The following is a 22,482-nucleotide window of genomic DNA, read 5'->3' as shown; positions in this document are numbered from 1 at the left end:
GATTAGCCGGCCAGCGCGGCCTTGACCAGCTTGGAAACCTCGGCCATGTCGGCCTTGCCGGCGAGTTGCGGCTTGAGGACGCCCATCAGCTTGCCCATGTCGGCCGGACCCTTGGCCCCGGTCTGGGCTACGGCGGCGGCTACGGCGGCGGCAACTTCTTCGCTGCTCATCTTCTCCGGCAAGTAGGCGGCGAGAATGGCGATTTCGGCTTTCTCGGCGTCGGCCAGATCCTGGCGGTTGGCGGCCTCGTATTGGGTCACGGAATCCTTGCGCTGTTTGACCAGTTTTTCGATCACGGCGGCGACGGCGGCATCGTCGAGTTCGACGCGCTCATCGACTTCCTTCTGTTTGATGGCGGCGAGCAGCAGGCGGATGGCGGCCAGCTTGGCGGCTTCCTTGGCCTTCATGGCCGTTTTCATGTCGTCGGAGATGCGTGCTTTGAGGCTCATGGTGTTCTTTTCGGCAAAAACAAAGAAAAAAGCCGCCGGCGGTTAAAGGCTGGCGGCTCTTTTGCTGCGATGCGTACTGGATTAGTACAGCTTCGGAGGCAGGGTCATGCTGCGAATGCGCTTGTGGTGACGCTTGACGGCAGCAGCCAGCTTACGCTTGCGCTCGGCGGTGGGCTTTTCATAAAACTCACGGGCGCGCAGCTCGGTCAGAAGACCAGTCTTTTCGACGGTGCGCTTGAAGCGGCGGATTGCAACTTCGAACGGCTCGTTTTCTTTGACGCGAATGCTCGGCATAATTTTCACCCCCTTCCTGTACGGCGCCTGCCGGGGTTGTTGATCGGCAGTGCGCGCAAATTTTTCCGCATGTTTGCGGGAAGCCGAACAGTATAGGGGATAAAACCTTTTGCTATCAAGTATTAATTGCAAGGCGATGGTAGAATCGCGGCCCTATGTTGATCCTTGGCGTTGAATCTTCCTGCGATGAAACCGGCATTGCGCTCTATGACAGCGACGCCGGGCTGTTGTCCCATGCCTTGCATTCGCAAGTTGCGATGCATGCCGAATACGGCGGCGTTGTTCCGGAATTGGCGTCGCGCGATCACATCCGTCGCGTCGTGCCGCTACTGCGCGAGGCGCTGGGTCGAGCCGGCAAGTCGCTGGCCGAGATCGATGCCGTGGCCTACACGCGCGGACCGGGTTTGTCCGGTGCGCTGCTGGTCGGCTGCGCCTTTGCCGAGGCCTTGGCCGTGGCGCTCGACAAGCCGACCATTCCGGTGCACCACCTCGAAGGCCACCTGTTGTCGCCGCTCCTGTCGAGCGATCCGCCGACCTTCCCCTTCGTTGCGCTGCTGGTTTCCGGCGGCCATACCCAGTTGATGAAGGTGACGGGCGTCGGCGAATACGAATTGCTCGGCGAGACGCTGGACGATGCGGCCGGCGAAGCGTTCGACAAGAGCGCCAAGCTGCTCGGCCTGCCTTACCCCGGCGGCGCCTTGCTGTCCAAGCTGGCCGAGTCGGGCACGCCGGGCGTCTATGAATTGCCGCGCCCGATGCTGCATTCCGGCGACCTCAATTTCAGCTTTTCCGGTCTGAAGACGGCGGTACTCACGCTGGTGCGCGAGCAAGAAGAACCGCTCAGCGACGACTTCAAAACCAACGCGGCGTGCGCTTTCCAGGAAGCCATCGTCGACGTGCTGGTCAAGAAGGCGCTGAAAGCGATGAAGCAGACCGGCCTCAAACAACTGGTCGTCGCCGGCGGCGTCGGGGCCAACAAGCAGTTGCGCGTCACGCTGAACGACGAAGCTCGCCGCAAGCGCTTCCGTGTCTATTACCCGGAGCTGGAATTCTGCACCGACAACGGCGCGATGATCGCGCTGGCCGGTTGCCTGCGTTTGCAGGCCGGTACGCCGGCCAAGCCGGCCGGCGTGTTCGCGGTGCAGCCGCGCTGGCCGCTGATGGAGATGTCGGTTACCCGGCCGTGAAAATTGGCCAAATTGGGCCGTGCACCGCAGCAGTCACTGCTTGAACCTCGCATTTGCCGTGTTTCTTTTTCTTCTTGAGCTTCGGGCAGCCTTTGCACGGTGGGTCGGATTTGCAGCATTTCTTGGCCATGCCTAATCCTCTGCCGGATTGCGCCGGGCAACCCAGTAAGTTGCCCCCGCTGGGCCATAGCGTTCGGCGTGTGCTTGTTCATGACCCAGACTGAATTGGTCGCCCGACACCAGGTGTCGGGTGTGACCCTCGACCTGAAGCCACATCTCGCCTGCGACCACGATAGCTCTCAGCGCGAAAGGGTGAGTGTGCGATTCGACAACGCTGTCCGCCGCCCAGATTCGTTCGAGTACTTCGTCATAGCCTTGAGCCAGGGACTGCTCGCGGAACTCGGCGAAACTGGGGACGGGCATGCGGCTTGCCTTAGAGGGCGGCCAGGGCGGCAGCGTAGTCCGGTTCGTTCTTGATCTCGGAGACCAGTTCGCTGTGGATCACCTGGTCGTTTTCGTCGAGAACGACGACGGCGCGCGCGGTCAGAGCGGCCAACGGGCCGCTGGCGATGGCCACGCCGTAGGCATCGTGGAATTCACGGCCGCGCAGGGTGGATAGGGTGATGACGTTGTCCAGGCCTTCGGCACCGCAGAAACGAGCCTGAGCGAAGGGCAGGTCGGCGGAGATGCAGAGAACGACGGTGTTCGGCAGGTTGTTGGCCTTGGCGTTGAACTGGCGGACCGAGGTGGCGCAGGTTGGCGTATCGATGCTCGGGAAAATGTTCAGGATCTTGCGTTTGCCGGCGAAGGCGGAGAGCGGCGTATCGGCCAGATTCTTGGCGACCAGGGTGAAAGCCGGGGCGGCATCGCCTTTCTGCAGGAAGCGGCCATTGATCGTGATCGGGTTGCCGGCGAGGGTGACTTGGGACATCTGTTGCTCCACTGTTGTTGGTTGATTGTGGCGATTGGAGAGTTCAGGCGGGTGTTGGTTCCGTCAGTTCTCAATCTTTACGGCGGGCGACGGCCTAGAAGGTTTCCGGCAGGGAAGCCAGCACGTCGATGTACGAGTCCCAGGAAAGGTCGTCGAACCAGTGGTCGATGAATCGGGAAATCATGTTGGCCTCCTTAAGCTTCTTCGTCAGTCGCGATGACTGGATGAATGCAGTTTAGGAAGCTGTGCTGGATCAATCCAATCTATTGTTTCAATTCGATGGATTGGAGTTGGCTATCCGAAGTCCTGTCTGGCCGACGGGCACGCAACTCAGTTGCGCGCGTGTGACAGCGTGAAGTGCTCGACGCCCTCGAAGTGAGAGAGTTCCTGCGCCAGCGCCGGCATGGTGACGCCGCGGTCCTTGCTCTGGGCGACGGCAACGAAATGCCAGACCGGGTGTCCGTCGACCTGTTCGATGCGCAGGGTGCCCCAGGCAATCTCGTAGCCACGTTCGAGCGCTACGCGTTTGAGTACGTCATCACGGGGTACGAAGCCCGGGCGGAAGCCCATGGTGATGGCAACGGCCGGGCGTGAGGGAAGCCAGCCTTCCAGCCGCGAGACGAGGGTCATGCAGGCGGCAGAAAGGATGGCAAGCAGGATGGCCGCACCGTAAAAGCCGACGCCGACCATGATGCCGATGGCCGACGAGGCCCAGATCGAGGCAGCCGTCGTCAGGCCGCTGATCGAGAAGCCTTCTTTCATGATGACGCCGGCACCCAAAAAACCGATACCGGTGACGACACCCTGGATGACGCGTGTCGGGTCGGGCGGTGGCGCGCCGACAAAGGCGGAGTGGCCGCCATACCAGAATTGCGGATAGCCCGAGATCACGACTAGGGCACAGGAGGCAGTGCACACCAGTCCATAGGTACGCATGCCGGCCGCACGCCCGTGGTAGGCCCGCTCATAACCCAACAACAGCCCCAGGGCGAGCGCCCCGAGCAGGTTCATGAAGATGATGATGTTGGTTTCGAGTTCGCCGGCTGACCAGTAGGAGGCGAGTAGTTCGGGCGAGGGCAGGGCCATGATCGTGGGCGGGTCAGGCTTTCTTCTTGCTGCCGATTTTCGACTCCTGGCCGGCCATCAGGCGCTGGATGTTCTGCCAATGCTTGCCGATCAGTGCCATGCCAAGAACGCCGACGACGATGGTCTGGGTGTTGCCGCCATGCATCAGGGCCGACACGATGGGGGCGGCGATGGCGGCGCACACGGCGGCGAGCGAGGAGTAACGCGACACATAGGCGACGAGAAGCCAGACGCCCAGGGTGGCGAGGCCGAGAATGGGATCGAGGGCGAGCAAGACGCCGGCGGCGGTGGCGACGCCCTTGCCGCCCTTGAATTTTAGGAAGATCGGATAGAGGTGGCCGAGGAAGACGGCGAGCGCCACAAGAGCGACAACGCTATCGGAAAGGCCAAGTTGCTGGGCGGCGATGACGGCCAGCGTGCCTTTCAGCGCATCGCCGATCAGCGTCATCAGCGCCGCTTTCTTGTTGCCACTGCGGAGCACGTTGGTGGCGCCGGGGTTGCCCGAGCCGTAGCTACGTGGATCGGCCAGGCCGAAGACCCTGGAGGAAATGATGGCGAAGGGAATGGAGCCGATCAGGTAGGCGGCGACAACGGCAAGAATGGGGTAAAGCGCGTTTTGCATGGGTGAAATGGTTCGCTGGGGTACAATCGCGCCAAATTTTACACCCCCTGCTGCGGTGCACCGCCCCATGGACATCATTTTCATCGAAGAACTGCGCGCTGAGACCTGGATAGGCATCTATCCGCGCGAAAAAGCCATGGCGCAGACGGTCGAGATATCGCTGCAGATCGGGGTATCCACCGCTTCTGCCGGCGCCACCGACGACATCCGCGATACCGTGGACTACGCCGTCGTCGTCGAGCGTCTGCGTGCCGACCTGGCGGCCAGCCATTTCAACCTGCTGGAAAAGCTGACCGAGCACATTGCCACCTTCCTGCTCGAAAACTTCGCAGCCCAATGGGTGCGCGTTTCCGTCGCCAAGCTGGGCATGATGCCGGGCGTCAAGCGCGTCGGCGTCATCATCGAACGCTCGATCTGAGAGCCATAAAAAAGCCGGGCGGCGAGCCCGGCTTTTGAATGACTGTAAGTGCTCGCTTACAGGATGACGGCCAAATCCTCGCGCTGTTCCAGTTCGCGCCGGAAGTCGAACATCTCCAGGCCCAATGCATCGCGTGCGGACAAGATGCCAATCGGTCGGCCGTCTTCCAGCACGACCGGCATGTGCCGGAAGCCGCCTTCGTACATCAGGTGCAGGGCGTGGCCGAAGGGTTTATCCGGCCCGATGCTTTGCGGGTTGGCCGTCATCACCGAGCGGACCGGCGTGGTGTGGGCGTCCAGTCCCTCGGCCAGGACCTTGAAGGCCAGGTCGCGTTCAGTACAAATGCCGACCAGCGTGCCGTCCTCCGGCGACACGACGAGCACGGCGCCTTCGCCGTTTTCCTTCATGTGCTGGGCCACGGCGCGTACGCTTTTCTCGGGCGTCGCGGTCAGGAAATGACGATGCTGGATAATCTTGATGATCGCTCTGCTGGGCATGATTCGTCTCCTTCGTTGGGGTGGGTACGACTCTGGAATGACCGGCAATCCGCGTGAAAGTTCGGCGAGAGTATTCCTTTTTCAGAAAACGGTGGCGAGGGTCGTCATGACGGCGAAGCCGGCGGCCAAACCGGCCGTGCCCATGCCGACCGAACCGGGTTTATGCGATGCCGGGATCAACTCATGGCTGACCACCCATAACATCGCTCCGGCGGCGGCCGCGAGGGCGAGTGGCAAGGCAGCGCCGGCCAAGGTGCTGGCGATAACGCCGAACAAGCCGCCGACCGGTTCGACGAGGCCGGTAGCGAGGGCGATCAAGGCGGCGCGCCAAGGTGCGGCACCCAAGGCGATCATGGCGCTGGCGACGATCCACCCTTCCGGAATGTTCTGCAAGGCGATTCCGAAGGTCATCCCGTGATCGGCGCCGGCAGATGCGGCCACACCGACGGCCAAGCCCTCAGGCAGGTTGTGGATGGCAATGGCGGCAACAACGAGCGCGACATGCGGCTGCATGCCGCTGCTTTCCACTGCCTCGACATGTTCGTGCGGCAAGCGGCGGTCGAGGTGTTGCATGGCGCCGGCACCGGCCAACAAGGCGCCGGCCGTGGCGATGCCGAGGGCCCAGGGTGTGCCGCTGGCGGTGACAATCTCAACTGCCGGAACGAGCAAGGAGAAGAGGCTGGCCGCGAGCATCATGCCGCCGGCCAAGCCGAGCATCGGGGCCATCAGGCGTTCGCTCGGGCGGGACATGAAAAGCACTGGAATCGCGCCCAGGCCGGTCGCCAAGCCGGCCATCAAGCTGGCTTCGAGGCCCTTGGCGGCCATCGGGTGGGCGGCCAGCCACTGCACGGATTGTTCGACAGCGAAGGCAAGAGCGACGATGGCCATCGCGATGCCGACCCACAGGTGGCGACGGGCGGCGGGCTTTTCGTAATGGCGGATAACGAGTTGGGTCATGGCGCATCTCCTTCGGTATGGAAGGCATTTTGCGCGCCGCGAATCTATAGCTCCAATCGATTGATTAAATCGTCACGATTGGATTGTGTAATTATCCTTTGAGTGCCGCCTCGACCGGTTTGGGGTTCAGCGTGCGAAGGATGTCGTGCGGGTGGATGCCGACCAGATAGCCACGACGGCCGCCATTTATATAAATGAGGGGAAGATCGAGGATGGTCTTTTCGATATAGACGGGCATCGCCTTCTTGGTGCCGAACGGGCTGGTGCCGCCGACCAGGTAACCGGTGTGGCGGTTGGCGACTTCGGGTTTGCAGGGTTCGACCTTCTTGCAGCCGATCTGGCGCGCCAGCTCCTTGGTCGAGACCTTGCAATCGCCGTGCATCAGCACGACCAGCGGCTTGGCGGCCTCGTCCTCGAAAATCAGCGTCTTGACCACTGCATGCTCGTCGACATTCAGCTCACGGGCCGACACCTTGGTGCCGCCATGTTCCTCGTAGGCGTAGAGGTGGTTTGAAAAAGGCACCTTGTGGGCTTTGAGAAACTTGGTGGCTTGCGTCTCGGGGGCGTGTTCGGTCTTGCTCATGGCGGCGTTGGGGGCAATCGATGTCGCCTATTTTAGCGTGCAGTCGGCACGCAGCGCTTCGGCGAAGCGGCTGGCAAGCGCCGTGGGCTGGGGCGGCAGGATGATGGCCAGGCCGGCATGGGCGTCGGTGTCATCGAGCGGCCGAAAGTGTAGGCCGGGGCGGACGAGGCCGGTCATGCGTTGCGGCACGATGGCGATGCCGAAGCCGGCGGCGACCAGATCGAGCATCGAGGTCTTTCGCGAAATAGCCGGCCCCAGTTTGGGCACAAAACCCCGCGTCAGGCAGAGGTCGGCTACGCGCCGAGCCAAGCCGCCGCGTTCGCGATGCACGGCGGAAACGAAGCTTTCTTCGGCCAGATCGGCCAGCCGGATGGAAGCTGCGCTGAGTCGCGGATGCTCGTTGGGCAAGGCAACATAAAGCGGTTCGGCGGGGAGTTCGATGAATTGCAACGTCGGATCACGATGCAGCACGGGCAGGCGAATGAGGCCGATGTCGGCGCGGCCGGCGGCCACTTCGTCGATCTGGCTTTCGGAGGAAATCCGGTCGAGGTCGATGCGGGCACTGGGGGCATCGGCGAGAAAGCGGCGTATCGATGGCAGCAGGCTATCGATGGGAATCGAGCTGGAGTGCAGCAGGCGTAATACGCCGGCGTGTCCATGCGCCAGCCGGGCGCTCTCTTCGGCGGCAGCGCCCAGTTGGCGCTCCACCGTACGTACACGGTCGCGATAGAGCTTGCCGGCAGCCGTCAGTGTGACGCCGCGCGGATTCCGATCGAACAGCGCAAAGCCGAGCTCGTTTTCCAGGAGGGCGATCTGTCGGCTCAGTGCCGGTTGGGCGACAAAGAGCTGGTTCGCCGCGGCTGTCAGGTTGCCCTGATCGGCGACGGTCAGGAAATAACGAATTTGGCGCAGGCTAGGCATGCTTATTTGTTATCGATTTGGTCTGTAAACGATATTTGTCTTATACCTTAAGGCGCCACAGAATGAAATGCATCCGAACAGCAGAGGAGAAAAGGATGTCATGGCATGAAGTGGGGGGCGATCTGATCTTCGCGTGGCTGGCGATTGCAACGGCCTATACCGTATTCACGCTGGTTGGCTTCGGCTCGGCGCTGATCGCCAGTGCGCCATTGGCGCAAGTCATGCCGGTGGCGCAGGTGATTCCCTTGCTGGCGCTGCTCGATTGTGGCGGCTCGTCACTACGCGCCGGGCGAGCCTGGCGGGCGGTGGCGTGGTCTGCTTTGGCGAAACTGGCGCCGGGCATGGCGCTGGGCCAATTGCTCGGTGTCTACGTGCTGTCGCGTTTGCCCTTGGCCTGGATGGCGCTGGCACTGGGCGGTTTTGTCGTCGTGCTCGGTATTCGCGGCTTGCTCGGTCGGATGAATGCGCCGAAGGAAGGCCGCCTCGGCGCATGGGGATATGCCTTGTTCGGCGGAGTGCTGGGCGGTTTGTTCGGCAGCGGCGGTTTCATGTACGCGGCCTGGTTGGAGCGCCAGTTGCCCGAGCGCGAGGTTTTTCGGGCGACGCAGGCGGTGTTGATCGCCCTGTCCACCACATGGCGCATCGCGCTTTGCGCCGGCTTGGGGCTGCTCGATGCCGCCTTGCTTTGGCAGGCTCTGGCCATGTTGCCGGCGATGCTGGCTGGTATTTGGCTGGGGCAGCATATCGATGTGAAGCTGAGTCGTGACCAGCTATTCCGGATACTCAATGCCTTATTGGTGGTGAGCGGGGTGAGCCTGATCGTTCGCCACCTTGCCTTGCTCTAGGGGAATGCTCAGGTGCTTCCACTCCGCTGGGCTGACTTGGGCTTGGCGGAGAAGTAAAGACAGGGCTGGCCAGATGCCTCGATTACATCCTGCATCGGTTGCCTTCGGCTCTTGAAATCCAGGCAGCGACAACCGTAGCGAAAGTGAATGTCGTGCGTAATGTAATAGTGAATGCACTGGTTGCAGCGCGCTATGGCAGCGATTTCCATGTGATCAGCCGCGCGGATGATGGATGGCGTGCAGCGTCTTCAGGCGTTCGCGGGCGACGTGGGTGTAGATCTGCGTGGTCGAGATGTCGGCGTGCCCGAGCAGCAACTGGACGACGCGCAGGTCGGCCCCATGGTTGAGCAGATGGGTGGCGAAGGCGTGGCGCAGGACGTGCGGTGAGAGCTTGGCGGGATCAATGCCGGCGCGCAGGGCGTAGCGCTTGATCAACTGCCAGAAGGCCTGGCGGGTCATCGCGGCGCCGCGGGCGGTGACGAAGAGGTCGTCGGTCTGCTGGCCGTTGAGGATCTCCGGGCGGGCTTCGTCGAGGTAGCGCTGTATCCAGTCGATGGCGAGCTGGCCGAGCGGGACCAGGCGTTCCTTGCTGCCTTTGCCCAGGGCGCGTAGCACGCCGTCGTTGAGAGCGACTTCGTGCAGTTTGAGGTTGACCAGTTCGGAGACGCGCAGGCCGGTGGCGTAAATCGTTTCGAGCATGGCACGGTCGCGCAGGCCGAGCGGGGTGTCGAGGTCGGGGGCGTCGAGCAGGGCTTCGACCTGTTTTTCCGACATCACCTTGGGCAGGCGCGAGGGCAGGCTGGGGTTGGACAGCTTGAGGGTCGGGTCGGCGACCAGGCGGCCGCGGCCGACCTGCCAGCGGTAAAAGCGGCGCAACGTGGCCAGGTAGCGGGCCTGCGAGGTGGCGCGGGTGTTGCGGGCGAGGTGGGCGATGAAGCCGGTCAGCGTGCTTTCGCGGGCGTCGAGCAGGGCTTCGTACTGGTGTTCGGCCAGCCAGACGGCCAGGCGGCCAAGGTCGGAGCGATAGCTGTCGAGCGTCGCCTTGGCCAGTCCGTCTTCGAGCCAGAGAGCGTCGCAGAAGGCGTCGATTTCGCCGGTATCAGTCGGGCGTGCTGCCAATTGGGTGGCCTTCGTGGCGCAATAGCCAGCGTTTGACGTCGAGCAGGAAGCCGCCGCGCTCGCGGTTGAAACCGCCCAAGCCGCCGCCGGTGGCAACGACGCGGTGGCAGGGCACGACGACCGGGTAGGGATTGGCCCCGCAGGCCTGGCCGACGGCGCGCGGCGCATTGTTGAGGGTCCTGGCAACGTCGCCGTAGGTCAGCGTACGGCCGAGCGGAATGCTGGCGATCTGTTCCCAGACGCGACGCTGGAAGGTCGTGCCGGCGGGCTTCAACGGCAGGCCGAAGACGAATTTCGGATCGGCCAGCCAGGCCTGCAACTGGCGCACGGCTTCAGCGGCGAGCGGCGTGGTCGGTGCGACCTCCGGGCGCGGTTCGAGGAATTCGATGCCGGTGATTTCGTCCTCGTCGCATTGCACGCCAAGCGCGAAGCCGGGGGCGGTGACGACGGCCTGGTAGTGGTTTTCTGCCATGGGAAACCTCCTGCTGCGGTGCACTGCCCAAAAAGGGCAAAAATCAGAATGCGGAAATCCCGGTCTGGGCCCGGCCGAGGATCAGCGCATGCACGTCGTGGGTGCCTTCGTAAGTGTTCACCACCTCGAGGTTGACCACGTGGCGGATGACGCCGAATTCGTCCGAAATGCCATTGCCGCCCAGCATGTCGCGGGCGCTACGGGCGATGTCGAGGGCCTTGCCGCAACTGCTGCGCTTCATCAGCGAGATCAGTTCCGGCGTTGCGCTGCCATCGTCCATCATGCGGCCGAGGCGCAGCGCGCCCTGGATGCCGAGGGCGATTTCAGTCTGCATGTCGGCCAGCTTTTTCTGGATCAACTGGTTGGCGGCGAGTGGACGGTCGAACTGCTTGCGTTCCAGCGTATATTGACGCGCCGTGTGCCAGCAGGCTTCGGCGGCGCCGAGCGCGCCCCAGGAAATGCCGAAACGTGCCGAATTCAGGCAGGTGAACGGCCCTTTCAGGCCGGTGACGCCGGGCAGGCGGTTTTCTTCCGGAACGAACACTTCATCCATCACGATGTCGCCGGTGATCGAGGCACGCAGGCCGACCTTGCCCTGAATGGCGGGGGCCGATAGCCCTGGCATTCCCTTGTCGAGGATAAAACCGCGCAGCAGGCCTTCGTCGTCCTTGGCCCAGACGATGAACACGTCGGCGATGGGCGAGTTGGTGATCCAGGTCTTGCATCCGGACAGCTGCCAGCCGCCGGGCACGGCGCGGGCGCGCGTGCTGGCGCTGGCCGGGTCGGAGCCGGAATTCGGCTCGGTCAGGCCGAAACAGCCGATCAGCTCGCCCTTGCCCAGGCGCTTGAGATACTTCTCCTTCTGTTCCTCGGAGCCGAATTCGTAGATCGGCACCATGGCCAGCGAGGATTGCACCGACAGCAAGGTGCGGAAGGCCGAATCGACATATTCGACCTCGCGCGCGATCAGGCCGTAGGAGACATAGTTCAGGCCGGCGCCGCCATACTGCGGCGGCAAGGTCGCGCCGAGCAGGCCCATGTCGCCCATCTCGCGATAGATCGCCGGGTCGGTGGTTTCATGGCGAAAAGCGTCGCGAATGCGCGGCTTCAAGGCCTTCTGTGCGAAATCGCGCGCCGCGTTGCGCACTTGGCGCTCGTCGGCGGCGAGCTGGCTATCAAGCAGGAAGGGGTCTTCCCAGGCGAAGGTCGGTTTGGCCATCGTTGTCTCCTTGGGGCTCCGAACGGAGGTGATTATTGTTGTGGTATCCGGGCGCCAGTTTTGTCAGGCGCCCGGAGGGCTGGTTTAGCCGCGGACGTGCCCGTCGCCCAGCACCACCCACTTCTGGCTGGTCAGGCCTTCGAGCCCGACCGGGCCGCGGGCGTGGATCTTGTCGGTCGAAATGCCGATTTCGGCACCCAGGCCGTACTCGAAACCATCGGCGAAACGGGTCGAGGCATTGATCATGACCGAAGCCGAATCGACCTCGCGCAGGAAGCGCATGGCCTTCGGGTGGTTGTCGGTGACGATGGCTTCGGTGTGGCCGGACGAGTACTTGTTGATATGCGCAATGGCCTCGTCAATGCCGGACACGACTTTGGCCGAGATGATCGGCGCCAGGTACTCGGTGTAGTAATCGTCGTCGGTCGCCGGCACCGCTTCCTTGACCAGGGCGCAGGTTTCGGCGCAACCGCGAATCTCGACGCCCTTGCTAGTCAACATGTGGGCGATGGGCGGCAGCAGCATGGCTGCGACCGAGCGGTCGACGAGCAGCGATTCGGCGGTGTTGCAGGTGCCGTAGCGTTGGGTCTTGGCGTTTTCGACGATCTTCAGCGCCTTGTTGGGATCGGCTTCTTCTTCCAGATAGACGTGGCAGTTGCCGTCCAGGTGTTGGATCATCGGTACGCGCGATTCGGCGAGAAGGCGGGCGATCAGGCCCTTGCCGCCGCGCGGTACGATGACATCGACGAACTCGCGCATGGTGATCAGTTCGCCGACAGCGGCGCGGTCGGTGGTGTCGATCACCTGCACGCAATCGGCCGAGAGGCCGGCCGCCTTGAGGCCTTCCTGGACCAGCGCGGCGATGGCGCGGTTGGAACGAATGGCTTCGGAGCCGCCGCGCAGGATGGCGGCGTTGCCCGACTTGAGGCACAGTGCTGCGGCGTCGGCGGTGACGTTGGGACGGGCTTCGTAGATGATGCCGATGACGCCGAGGGGCACACGCATCTTGCCGACCTGGATGCCGGAGGGACGGTACTTGATGTCGGTCATCTCGCCGATCGGATCGGGCAGCTTGGCGACTTGTTCCACGCCTTCGGCCATGCCTTCGACGCCCTTGTCGGTCAGCGTCAGGCGGTCGATCATGGCGGTTTCCAGGCCGTTGGCCTTGGCAGCGGCGACATCTTCGGCGTTGGCGGCAAGCAGGGCGGCCTTCTCGCGGCGGATGGCACCGGCGATGTGCAGTAGTGCGGCATTCTTCTCGGCCGTCGTTGCCATTGCCAGCCGGCGCGAAGCGGCACGAGCCTGGCGGCCGACGGTTTGCATGTATTCCTTGATATCCATGGTGTTTCCAAAGCTTGGCGCAAAAGATCATTATAGCCAGCAAAAGAAGCGGGAACTTCCGGAACGGGTTAAACTCTTAACCGCATTGATAACAGGGCTTTCCATCGAGGTAATGATGGCCGAAAAATTGATTTTGCCGACCGAGGTCAAGGTCTGCGCGACGTGTAGCTATTGGGATGGCGAACGTCAGGTGGATGCCGAAATGAAACTGGTGGTGGTTTCCGAGGAGTGCAAGGGCGAGTGCCTGGTGCAGGAAACCGACAAGCCGGGGCTGCACGACGTGCGCCAGGAATGCACCTGCATCTGGGAAGACCTCGAGCCGGATTCGCCGCCGGCGGACGACCAGGCCGCCGCCTAAATCGCGCGGCACATGGGGGGAAGGCTGCCTTCCTTTATTCAGCCGACGCGTTGTCGCCGAGGGGCGCCAGCCAGGGGCGGATCGCGTCGTAGAGTCCGGATGGTGTGAATGGTTTGGTCAGGTGGGCATTCATGCCGGCCGCTGCCGATAGCGCGCGATCTTCGTGCGTGGCGTGTGCCGTCATGGCGATGATCGGCAACTCCTTGAAGCGTTGATCGGTCCGGATGGCCTGCGTGGCCGTCAAACCATCCATGACGGGCATCTGGATGTCCATCAGCACCAGATCGAAGCTTTCCTTTTCCAGCAGATCAAGCGCTTCCTGGCCGTTGACCGCCGAAAGCACGTCGAAACCGACTTTTTTCAGTAGCGCGATGGCGATGGTTCGGTTGATCGCCACGTCCTCGACGAGCAGGACGCGCCGTCCGGCCCAACTCGGCAAAATAGCCCCTTTGGCCTTGTCCACCGCAGCATCGGCATTTTGGGGTGTGCCGCATTGGCTATCGGCCACCGGCAGGTCGAGCAGGACGTAAAAGCGGAAAGTGCTGCCATGGCCGGCCAGGCTGGAAACGGCGATGCTGCCATCCATCAACTCCACCAACTGCTTGCAGATGGCCAAGCCGAGTCCGGTACCGCCAAAGCGGCGGGTAATGGTGCTGTCGGCCTGGGTGAAAGGGTCGAACAGGCCGTCGAGATACTCGCCAGGGATGCCGATGCCGCTGTCGGATACGGCGAATTCGAGTCGTGCCCGGCGCGGCGAGCCGCTGTCACCAGTTTCGACGCGGACGGTGACCGAGCCGTTTTCGGTAAATTTGAGGGCGTTGCCGACCAGGTTGATCAGGATCTGGCTCAGGCGCAGCGAGTCGCCGATCAGTGTGGCCGGAACACCGGGGGCGGTGACGATTTCAAAACCGACGCCCTTGGCTTTGGCGCGCGCCGCAAACATCGCCTGTAGCGACATCAGCACCTTGTCCAACTGGAATGGCGTGGCTTCGAGTGTCACCCGCCCGGCTTCGATCTTGGAATAGTCGAGGATGTCGTTGATCAGTCCGAGCAGGGTGTCGGACGATTGCAGCACTTGTTCGAGATGTTCGCGCTGGCTGGGTGCCAGACTGCTGTCCAGGACCAGATGGGTCAAGCCGATGATGGCGTTCATCGGCGTGCGAATCTCGTGGCTCATGCGGGCCAGGAAGTCCGATTTGGCGCGATTGGCCTGGCGGGCTTCGGCTATGGCCTGTTGCAGGGCGCGGGTCCGTTCCTCGACTTTGCTTTCCAGAGAATCGCGATAGCTGGCCAACTCGCGGTCGCGCACTTGCAGCGAATCGAGCATGCGGTCGAAGCTGTGGGCCAGGCTGCCGATCTCGTCGTTGCTGGCGATGTCGAGGCGTTGGTCCAGCGTGGCATCTTCCGAAACGCGCTTGGCCAGGGAGTCGAGCTTTTCGAGAGGCGCGATCAACTGGCCGACTGCATAGCGGGTGGCGACCAGCAGGCCGGCCAACGCCAGCAACAGCACGACCAAGGTTTCCTGTACGGTGTTGCGCATCGTCTCGTGGTACTGCTCGAGCGAGACGATCAATTCGACCCGGCCATCCGGGTTGGATTGACCGTGCGGCAAAATGGGTTCGCGGATGATCAGGTAGTCGTCAAGGAAGAGCTGACGTTGTTCGCCACTCGGGAAGGCTTCGCGAAAGGTGGTCAGCCGGCGGAATTCGGCCAAGGTGCTGCCGTCGGCGAGAACGATGCGGCTGGCCTGGATGGATGGGCTGAGCGACAGCGAAGCAAGCAGGCGCCCGGCATCACGCTTGTCGAGGAAGGCGACGGCAGCTTCGGAGTTGTTGGCCAGCAGGCGGGCCTGGGCCGACATCGACTCGATCCATTGGGTTTGCAGCAGATGCTTCTGCTGGAGATAGACAACCAGAAAGATCAACAGCACGACCACCAGCAGGAAGGCGTAGGAGTAGCCGACCAGCTTGTTGCGAATCGAAGGCCTGGGCCGCAGGGCCGCATTCAACTGTGCGAGAACGGCGGTCATGCTCATGGATTGATCACCCGGGCCAGGCGCAATAATTGTGCGTTGAACTCAAAGCCTTTGCGCATGGCGATGCGACGGTTGATGACGATGCCGACACGCTCGCCTTCTACCGGAAGCTCGATCATCCCGCCGCTCCGGGCAAAGCCAGGAATGTCCGAGACCGTGAGCATGCGGCGAGAATCGGCTCGGCTCAGCCAGTTGTCCAGATTGGCATTTTCCGAACGGCTGATAAAGAGCAGGTTGCAGGAGCTAATGTCAGCAGGTGAAATGCGCAGGTCAATATTGTCGTTGCCTTGTTTCAACTGACTGATGGCATTGCCAAACGGATTTTTGCCGACGATGCAAAGTGCCATCGGCTTAGGTTCGGGTTCGCCGCTCGGCCAATAGATGAATTGCGGCAGACGGTAGAAAAGCACGGCTTTCATACCGTATTCGGAAATATCGTCGGCGAAAGCCTGTCCCGCCAGCAAGCACGGCCAGCTGCAGATCAGCAGCCAGCTGGCGGCAAGGCGATGGAGAGGGCGACGGAGTGCTTTCACCGGCGCGTCAGAAGCGGTATTCGAGCGTACCCATCAGCGTACGCGGCTGCTGTGGCACCTGCAGCATGACGGTGCTCGACGAGCCATGCGCGTTGTAATAGCGCTCGTCGAACAGGTTATAGACATCGAAGAAGAAGGAAAGCCGCTCGTCCCACAGCTTGTGCACGCCGATGTGCAGACTGGCCACCGTGTAGGCGTCCGTCTTCAGGCGCTCACCCGGCGCCAGCGTGTTCTTGCGACCGGTATTCGTCTCGCCGATCCACATCAGGCGCGGCGTGATGGTTAGCCAATCCTTGTAGCGGAAGGTAGTGCCGAGCTTGATCTTGTGCGTGGCGATGTTGGTCTGATCCCAATCTTTGCCATCCGTCGTGTCGTGGATGGTGCCCTTGATGTAGCTGTAGCTCCCCCAAAGATCGGCCATCCAGGCGCCAGCCAGGTGAGTTTGCCAATGCGGGATAATGTCGATGCCTTGGTATTGCTCGTGACCAGAGTTTTGCTTAGAAGATGTTTTTGACAGGATCGCACCCGGGATGTACTGGGTGGAAACAGTCTCGTTTTGCGTCGTGATGACGTTATCGACCTTGGTGGCGTAGAGATTGGTGATCAGGTTGAAATCGCGCGTTGCACGCCAGTCCCATGTCAGCGACAGGGTCTTCGATTTTTCCGGCTCGAGCGAGCGATTCTGAACCCGGAAGTTCGACCCTGTGTAGGGGCCACCAGGGGGGACCTTGTCGAATGTGCCGAAAGCGCTGAGCATTTCCTCGGCCGATGGCGTACGGAAGGCTTCGCCATACAACAGTTTCAGGTAATTGCCGGGCGACGCCTGCCAGACGGCGCCGATTCGGGGGTTCAGCTTGTTGCCGTAGGTCGAGTACCAGTCGTCGCGCAGGCCGATCATGGTCGAGAAGGTCGGCACCCACTGCGCCTGCCACTGCAGGTATCCGGACCAGTTGTAGTAGCTCATTTCGCTGCCGATGATGGGCAGTGCGCCGTAGGTATTGGGATAATACATCCCCTGACCTTGCGGACTTGCCGAGCGGTTATAGGGGTGCGGCCAATCCGGCGTTTCAATGGCGTAGTAGTCGCGATAGCCGATGCCGGCGAGTACTGTATGCTGATCGTTGGCTCGCCAGTTCAGGTTTTGCTCAATGCCTCGGCGACGTGCGTACGAGTAGTCGTAGCCATGATTTTTGAATTCAGTGAAGACATTGACGTAGCGGCTGCGCGGATCGATTTCGTAGGTCGAATAATCAATCACCGTTTCACCGCTCAGGCTCGGCGAAATATCGAAACGATATTTGCCGGACCAGGTTTCCAGTGTCGTGTCCCAGAAATTGTGGCCATCGTAGACGACGTATCTGGTTGGGTCGCCAGTACTGGTCAAGCTACGGAACTGGTTGCGATAGAAACTGACAGTCAGGTCGGCGGCGTCGAGGCGGACGAACTGGCTGTTGCTGCTGATGCCACCGGTGTAGTTTTCCCGTTGATTGGCCGGGATCGCTGTTGCGCCGCCAAAGGTCTTGGCGTTGACCTTGGGATAGTCGGCGGAATAGTACTTTTCCAGATCGGCCCGGTCGCTGCGCTGCTGATGCGAGCCGACGCTGAGCGAGATGCGGTCGGCCAGTTTGCCGCCGACCATGAAATTGCCGTCGTAACTTTCGAAACTGCCAGCCCCGAGCGCAATGCTCCCGCTCAGGCTTTCCTTCTTGTCGGTGATGATGTTGATGACGCCGGCGGCAGCGTCGGCACCGTAGAGAGCGGCTGCCGGGCCGTAGAGGATTTCGACCTGCTTGGCGAAATAGAGCGCGAAATTTTCGGCAATCGGCAGTTTGCCGCCGGCCGGGTGGTCGATACGCACGCCGTCGAGCATGATCAGCAGCTTGTTGTTGCTGACGTGCCCCTGGAAGACGAAATTGTTGTACTGCGAGGAACGGGTGCCGCGCTGGAAGTCGACACCGGGCAGATCCTCGAGCAGGTCGGCCAGATTCTTGTAGCGTCGGTCGCGAATCTGTTCGCGGGTGATGACCATGACGTGGGCCGGCGTCTGTTCGCGCAGTTCGGCGTGGCGCGAGGCAGTGATGACCGGGGTGGCGATCAGTTCCTCGAGCGACAGCGGCAACAGGCTGTTCAGGTCGTCCGCGGCTTGGGCGGCGCTGCCGCCGAACAGTCCGAGAGCAATCAGGAGTGGGTTCAGGCGACGGCGGGGCATGGCTATCTGACGCTGGATGGGGCGGGGCGACCCGCCGGGGTTGGCGTTTGCGGGCAGAGGCGCAAACCGAGACGGAGAAATTCTTCCCAGATGTTGCCCTGGCCGATGCCCTTGGCCAGGCGGTCGATGCGGCCGGCGTGGCGCAGGGCTTCCTCGAGTGCTGCGGTGGACAGGCGTTGCAGGGCTTTTTTCACGGGCAGCTGACGCGGGCCCCACACCTTGGCTTCCTTGAGCAGCAGGTCAGCCGGTCGGCCGCTGTCGAGGCCGGCACGGATCGCGGTCAGGGCACGGATTTCCTCGGTCATCGCCCACAGCACCAGCGGTGGCGCTTCGCCTTCCTGCATCAGGCCGTCCAGCGTCCGGTTCAGGCGGGCGAGGTCGCCCGCCAGCAAGGCTTCGCGCAGACCGTCGATGTCGTAGCGGGCGACGTTGAGCACGGCGTCGCGAATCTGCTCCATGCTCAATTGCCCGGTCGGGTAGAGGAGGCCGAGTTTCTGGATTTCCTGATGGGCGGCCAGCAAGTTGCCCTCGACTCGTTCGGCGATGAACTTCAGGCTGTCGAGCTCGGCGCTTTGTTGCTGACGGCGCAGGCGGCCGGCGATCCAGCCTGGCAACTCGGCCAGCGGCGGGGCATTGAGCTTGATGACGACACCGGCGTCGACCAGTGCGGTGAACCAGGCGGACTTTTCCTCTTTCCAGTCGAGCTCCGGCAGGGTGATCAGCAACATCGTGTCGGACGACAGATTCTGACACCAGGCCTGTAGCGCCGAACTGCCGTCCTTGCCCGGCTTGCCGTTGGGGATGCGCAGGTCGATCAGCTTGCGGTCGCCGAACAACGACATGTTGCCGCCGGCGGCGAGCAGGGCGCCCCAGTCGAACTGGGGCAAGACAGTCAGGACTTCGCGTTCCGTGTAGCCGCTGTTGCGGGCCTTGGCCCGGATGGCATCGGCCGCTTCGAGGACGAGCAGGGGTTCGTCGCCGTACAGCACGTACAGCGGCCGCAGATCGCGCTCGAGATGCGCGGCGAGTTGCTCCCCCTTAAGCAGCATTATTCGTCGTCGTCTTCGAGATCCGGATTCCTCGGCTTGATGATGGTCAGCCGGCGCATGATCTGGTTGACCAGATCATTATTCATGTCGCGCCAGAGCAGGCCTTCTTCCAGGTCCTTGGCCAGGATGTTGGAGTCGTCGAAGGTGATGTCGCGCGACAGGCTGACTTCGTTCGGCCGGACAAGCACCTGGCCCTTGGCGTTGACCACCTGGAAACGGTAAGTGAGCTGCAGGCGGTATTCGCGCACGCGGCCCTGAGCGTTGACCGACAGGATGGTCTTCAGGCGGCTGTCCGCCAGCTGCTGGAAGACGGCATCGGCAGCCTTGGCATCCTCGACGATGGTCGTCGTGCCGCTGGCCTTGATGTAGCGCTGCAGCCAGATATTGACGTCGGCGGTATCGGGCAGCGCGATGAACATCGTCTTGTACGGCAGCTGGGCGCTTCCCGAGCCGCGCAAGTGGAAGCCGCACCCGGTGAGGGTGGCGGCGACGATCAGGGCGAGCAGGAAGCGCATCGGATTTCCTTACACGACGATATTGACCAGGCGGCCTGGCACGACGATGACCTTCTTCGCCGGCTTGCCTTCCATGAACTTGATCGCACCTTCGGCCGCCAGCGCGGCCGCCTCGATGGCGGCCTTGTCAGCTTCGGCGGGCACGCGCACGGAGCCGCGCAGCTTGCCGCAGACCTGCACCATCAATTCGATCTCATCCTGCTTCAGCGCGGCCGGGTCGGCCTTCGGGAAGGCAGCGAGACCTGCATCGGCGCCCGGCTTCAGTTCGGCGTAGAGCGCCTGGCCGATATGCGGGACGATCGGGAAGAGCAGCAGTGTGACGGCTTCGAGCACTTCCTGGGCCAGGGCACGGCCGGCGGCGTCGGCCAGGTCGCACTTGTCGTAGGCGTTGAGCAATTCCATCACGGCGGCGATGGCGGTGTTGAACTGCTTGCGGCGGCCGTAGTCGTCGGCCACCTTGCCCATGGTCTGGTGCAGCTTGCGGCGCAGGTCGGCCTGGGCGGTGCTGAGGCCATCGCTGCTGGCGCAGGCGGAGACCAGGCCCTGCTGGACGTGGTCGTGCACCAGCTTCCACAGGCGGCGCAGGAAGCGGAAGGCACCTTCGACGCCGGCATCCGACCATTCCAGCGATTGGTCCGGGGGCGAGGCGAACATGATGAACAGGCGGGCCGTGTCGGCGCCGTATTGGTCGATCAGCGCCTGTGGATCGACGCCGTTGTTCTTCGACTTCGACATCTTCTCGGTGCCGCCGATCACCACCGGCAGGCCGTCGGCCTTCAGCGTGGCGCCGGTCGGGCGGCCGCGCTCGTCGGTGACGACATCGACGTCGGCCGGGTTGATCCACTGCTTCTTGCCGCCGTCGAGTTCGCGGTAGAAGGTCGGGGCGACGACCATGCCCTGGGTCAGCAGGTTGGCGAAGGGTTCGCCCAGATCGCCGATTAGGCCGACATCGCGCATCAGCTTGGTGAAGAAGCGCGAATACAGCAGGTGAAGAATGGCGTGCTCGATGCCGCCGATGTACTGGTCGATGCCGCCCTTGCACCAGTACTGGACGCGCTCGTCGACCATGGCCGTGGCGTTGTCCGGGCAGGCGTAGCGCAGGAAATACCAGGACGACTCGAAGAAGGTGTCCATGGTGTCGGTTTCGCGCTTGGCATCGCCGCCGCACTTCGGACACTTGCACTGGTAGAACTCGGGCATGCGCGCCAGTGGCGAGCCGGCGCCGGTGATTTCGACGTCTTCCGGCAGCACGACCGGCAGTTGATCGTCGGGCACCGGAACGTCGCCGCAGGTCGGGCAATGGATGATCGGGATCGGGCAGCCCCAGTAGCGCTGGCGGGAAATGCCCCAGTCGCGCAGGCGGAACTGGACTTTCTTCTCGCCCAGACCCTTGGCGGCGAGGTCGGCAGCGACGGCATCGACCGCGGCTTCATAAGCCAGGCCATCGTACTTGCCGGAATTGACGCAGGCGCCCTTCTGCTTGTCGCCATACCACTCCTGCCAGCCGTCGAGGCTGAAGGTTTCGCCTTCGGCGGCGATGACTTGCTTGATCGGCAGATCGTATTTCTTGGCAAAGGCAAAATCGCGCTCGTCGTGCGCCGGCACGGCCATCACGGCACCGTCGCCGTAGCTCATCAGCACGTAGTTGCCGACCCAGACTTCGACCTTTTCGCCGGTCAGCGGGTGGGTAACGTAGATGCCGGTCGGCAGGCCCTTCTTTTCCATCGTGGCGATGTCGGCTTCGGCGACGCCGCCCTTCTTGCATTCTTCGATGAAGGCGGCAAGTTCCGGGTTATTCGCGGCGGCGCGGGTGGCCAGCGGGTGCTCGGCGGCGACGGCAACGAAGGTGACGCCCATGATGGTGTCGGCGCGGGTGGTGAACACCCACAGTTTTTCGTCGGTATTGTCGGCGAGAGGGAAGGCGAAGCGCACACCGGTGCTCTTGCCGATCCAGTTCTTCTGCATCAGGCGCACCTGCTCGGGCCAGCCTTGCAGGTTGTCGAGCTCGGCCAGCAGTTCCTCGGCGTAGGCGGTGATCTTCATGTAATACATGGGAATTTCGCGCTTTTCGATCAGGGCGCCGGAACGCCAGCCGCGGCCGTCGATGACCTGTTCGTTGGCGAGGACGGTCTGGTCGACCGGATCCCAGTTCACGGTGCCGAGCTTCTTGTAGACCAGGCCCTTTTCGTAGAGGCGGGTGAACAGCCACTGCTCCCAGCGGTAATACTCCGGCGTGCAGGTGGCCAGCTCGCGGCTCCAGTCGATGGCAAAGCCGAGCGACTTGAGTTGGGTCTTCATGTACTCGATGTTCGAGTAGGTCCAGCCTGCGGGGGCGACGTTGTTCTGCAGCGCGGCGTTTTCGGCCGGCATGCCGAAGGCGTCCCAGCCCATCGGTTGCAGCACGTTGTAGCCCTGCATCTTGTGGAAGCGGGAGAGCACGTCGCCGATGGTGTAGTTGCGCACATGGCCCATGTGCAGCTTGCCCGACGGATACGGGAACATCGACAGGCAGTAGTACTTCGGCTTGCTGGCGTCTTCGACGGCACGGGCGGCCTGGGTGGCATCCCAGTGAGCTTGGGCGGCGCGCTCAATGTCGGCCGGGGTGTATTTGTCCTGCATGGGCATGGCGAGAATTCGTTCGGTAAAACAATGGTCAATCCGCGATTATACCGGGGGATTGGGTGCTGCGCGGGATGCATTGGGGTGGGTTTGGGCCGTGGATTATGGTTTCTTTCCGAAACATGGGGTTCTGCTGTGTCGGATGGTGTTTCTCGTTTATCAACTGCTGCGTTCCGCCCTGACGGCGGGCGTACTTTCTTCTTGCTTCGCCAAGAAGAAAGTA

The 22,482-nt window shown here is 62.5% G+C and carries 24 protein-coding genes; 4 read left to right on the top strand and 20 right to left on the bottom strand.

Annotation, left to right across the window (positions count from 1 at the left end):
* Positions 1-2: 2 nt before the first annotated feature.
* Together WIF35_RS09150 and rpsU are read right to left on the bottom strand one after the other, a co-directional pair.
* A complete protein-coding gene (locus tag WIF35_RS09150; RefSeq protein WP_412477919.1) occupies positions 3-449 on the bottom strand; it encodes a GatB/YqeY domain-containing protein in 447 nt (148 codons plus the stop codon).
* A gap of 81 nt (positions 450-530) precedes the next feature.
* Positions 531-743, bottom strand: coding sequence for a 30S ribosomal protein S21 (gene rpsU / locus WIF35_RS09145; RefSeq protein WP_412477918.1), 213 nt, complete (start codon positions 741-743; stop codon positions 531-533).
* Positions 744-898: 155 nt separating this feature from the next.
* On the opposite strand from rpsU, the gene tsaD reads away from it, so the two are divergent.
* A complete protein-coding gene (tsaD, locus tag WIF35_RS09140) occupies positions 899-1,930 on the top strand; it encodes a tRNA (adenosine(37)-N6)-threonylcarbamoyltransferase complex transferase subunit TsaD (RefSeq protein ID WP_412477917.1) in 1,032 nt (343 codons plus the stop codon).
* Positions 1,931-2,062: 132 nt separating this feature from the next.
* Here the strand turns inward: tsaD and WIF35_RS09135 are convergent, their stop codons facing one another.
* The 4 genes from WIF35_RS09135 to plsY all read right to left on the bottom strand — a co-directional run bounded on the left by WIF35_RS09135 (position 2,063) and on the right by plsY (position 4,569).
* A complete protein-coding gene (locus tag WIF35_RS09135; protein WP_412477916.1) occupies positions 2,063-2,353 on the bottom strand; it encodes an AraC family transcriptional regulator in 291 nt (96 codons plus the stop codon).
* Between the two features lie 10 nt (positions 2,354-2,363).
* Positions 2,364-2,861 (bottom strand): thiol peroxidase, encoded by a 498-nt coding sequence (tpx, locus tag WIF35_RS09130; protein WP_412477915.1) that lies wholly within the window; start codon positions 2,859-2,861, stop codon positions 2,364-2,366.
* 330 nt (positions 2,862-3,191) lie between these two features.
* Positions 3,192-3,947: an MgtC/SapB family protein gene (locus tag WIF35_RS09125; protein WP_412477914.1), complete on the bottom strand. Its 756-nt coding sequence runs from the start codon at positions 3,945-3,947 to the stop codon at positions 3,192-3,194.
* A 13-nt stretch (positions 3,948-3,960) separates the two neighbouring features.
* Positions 3,961-4,569, bottom strand: coding sequence for a glycerol-3-phosphate 1-O-acyltransferase PlsY (gene plsY, locus WIF35_RS09120; RefSeq protein ID WP_412477913.1), 609 nt, complete (start codon positions 4,567-4,569; stop codon positions 3,961-3,963).
* Positions 4,570-4,636: 67 nt separating this feature from the next.
* Here plsY and WIF35_RS09115 point away from each other — a divergent pair, with 67 nt between their 5' ends.
* The gene (locus WIF35_RS09115) at positions 4,637-4,987 is read left to right on the top strand and encodes a dihydroneopterin aldolase (RefSeq protein ID WP_412477912.1); all 351 of its coding nucleotides are present in this window, start codon (positions 4,637-4,639) and stop codon (positions 4,985-4,987) included.
* Between the two features lie 56 nt (positions 4,988-5,043).
* Here WIF35_RS09115 and WIF35_RS09110 read toward each other — a convergent pair whose 3' ends face one another.
* The 4 genes from WIF35_RS09110 to WIF35_RS09095 all read right to left on the bottom strand — a co-directional run bounded on the left by WIF35_RS09110 (position 5,044) and on the right by WIF35_RS09095 (position 7,945).
* A complete protein-coding gene (locus tag WIF35_RS09110; protein ID WP_412477911.1) occupies positions 5,044-5,484 on the bottom strand; it encodes a cyclic nucleotide-binding/CBS domain-containing protein in 441 nt (146 codons plus the stop codon).
* Positions 5,485-5,565: 81 nt separating this feature from the next.
* Positions 5,566-6,441 (bottom strand): ZIP family metal transporter, encoded by an 876-nt coding sequence (locus WIF35_RS09105; RefSeq protein WP_412477910.1) that lies wholly within the window; start codon positions 6,439-6,441, stop codon positions 5,566-5,568.
* 91 nt (positions 6,442-6,532) lie between these two features.
* A complete protein-coding gene (gene ybaK / locus WIF35_RS09100; protein ID WP_412477909.1) occupies positions 6,533-7,024 on the bottom strand; it encodes a Cys-tRNA(Pro) deacylase in 492 nt (163 codons plus the stop codon).
* Positions 7,025-7,051: 27 nt separating this feature from the next.
* Positions 7,052-7,945 carry a LysR family transcriptional regulator gene (locus WIF35_RS09095; protein WP_412477908.1) on the bottom strand — a complete coding sequence of 298 codons (894 nt, stop codon included), beginning with the start codon at positions 7,943-7,945 and terminating at the stop codon, positions 7,052-7,054.
* A gap of 95 nt (positions 7,946-8,040) precedes the next feature.
* Here WIF35_RS09095 and WIF35_RS09090 point away from each other — a divergent pair, with 95 nt between their 5' ends.
* Entirely contained in the window at positions 8,041-8,790 is a 750-nt protein-coding gene (locus tag WIF35_RS09090; protein ID WP_412477907.1) for a sulfite exporter TauE/SafE family protein, read from the top strand.
* Between the two features lie 213 nt (positions 8,791-9,003).
* Here the strand turns inward: WIF35_RS09090 and xerD are convergent, their stop codons facing one another.
* From xerD to WIF35_RS09070, 4 genes are all read right to left on the bottom strand, one after another.
* Positions 9,004-9,909 (bottom strand): site-specific tyrosine recombinase XerD, encoded by a 906-nt coding sequence (gene xerD, locus WIF35_RS09085; protein ID WP_412477906.1) that lies wholly within the window; start codon positions 9,907-9,909, stop codon positions 9,004-9,006.
* Entirely contained in the window at positions 9,890-10,381 is a 492-nt protein-coding gene (locus WIF35_RS09080; RefSeq protein ID WP_412477905.1) for a methylated-DNA--[protein]-cysteine S-methyltransferase, read from the bottom strand. The genes xerD and WIF35_RS09080 overlap by 20 nt, the downstream gene beginning before the upstream one ends.
* A 43-nt stretch (positions 10,382-10,424) precedes the next feature.
* Positions 10,425-11,600, bottom strand: coding sequence for an acyl-CoA dehydrogenase (locus tag WIF35_RS09075; protein ID WP_412477904.1), 1,176 nt, complete (start codon positions 11,598-11,600; stop codon positions 10,425-10,427).
* A gap of 84 nt (positions 11,601-11,684) precedes the next feature.
* Entirely contained in the window at positions 11,685-12,941 is a 1,257-nt protein-coding gene (locus WIF35_RS09070; protein WP_412477903.1) for a glutamate-5-semialdehyde dehydrogenase, read from the bottom strand.
* 115 nt (positions 12,942-13,056) lie between these two features.
* Here WIF35_RS09070 and WIF35_RS09065 point away from each other — a divergent pair, with 115 nt between their 5' ends.
* Complete coding sequence (locus WIF35_RS09065) at positions 13,057-13,299, top strand: hypothetical protein (protein WP_412477902.1); 243 nt, start codon at positions 13,057-13,059, stop codon at positions 13,297-13,299.
* Between the two features lie 34 nt (positions 13,300-13,333).
* Here the strand turns inward: WIF35_RS09065 and WIF35_RS09060 are convergent, their stop codons facing one another.
* The 6 genes from WIF35_RS09060 to leuS are packed head-to-tail and all read right to left on the bottom strand — an operon-like array spanning position 13,334 to position 22,259.
* On the bottom strand, positions 13,334-15,334 hold the full coding sequence (locus WIF35_RS09060; RefSeq protein ID WP_412477901.1) for an ATP-binding protein: 2,001 nt from the start codon (positions 15,332-15,334) through the stop codon (positions 13,334-13,336).
* Complete coding sequence (locus WIF35_RS09055) at positions 15,331-15,867, bottom strand: YfiR family protein (RefSeq protein WP_412477900.1); 537 nt, start codon at positions 15,865-15,867, stop codon at positions 15,331-15,333. The genes WIF35_RS09060 and WIF35_RS09055 overlap by 4 nt, the downstream gene beginning before the upstream one ends.
* A gap of 7 nt (positions 15,868-15,874) precedes the next feature.
* Positions 15,875-18,076, bottom strand: coding sequence for a TonB-dependent receptor plug domain-containing protein (locus WIF35_RS09050; protein ID WP_412477899.1), 2,202 nt, complete (start codon positions 18,074-18,076; stop codon positions 15,875-15,877).
* A gap of 2 nt (positions 18,077-18,078) precedes the next feature.
* On the bottom strand, positions 18,079-19,125 hold the full coding sequence (gene holA, locus WIF35_RS09045) for a DNA polymerase III subunit delta (RefSeq protein WP_412477898.1): 1,047 nt from the start codon (positions 19,123-19,125) through the stop codon (positions 18,079-18,081).
* Positions 19,125-19,640 (bottom strand): LPS assembly lipoprotein LptE, encoded by a 516-nt coding sequence (gene lptE / locus WIF35_RS09040; RefSeq protein WP_412477897.1) that lies wholly within the window; start codon positions 19,638-19,640, stop codon positions 19,125-19,127. The genes holA and lptE overlap by 1 nt, the downstream gene beginning before the upstream one ends.
* A gap of 9 nt (positions 19,641-19,649) precedes the next feature.
* Complete coding sequence (gene leuS, locus WIF35_RS09035) at positions 19,650-22,259, bottom strand: leucine--tRNA ligase (RefSeq protein WP_412481234.1); 2,610 nt, start codon at positions 22,257-22,259, stop codon at positions 19,650-19,652.
* Between the last annotated feature and the right edge of the window lie 223 nt (positions 22,260-22,482).

The organism is Azonexus sp. IMCC34839 (genome assembly GCF_047047955.1).
Classification (GTDB): domain Bacteria; phylum Pseudomonadota; class Gammaproteobacteria; order Burkholderiales; family Rhodocyclaceae; genus Azonexus.
This window is presented reverse-complemented; position numbering and strand designations above follow the sequence as displayed.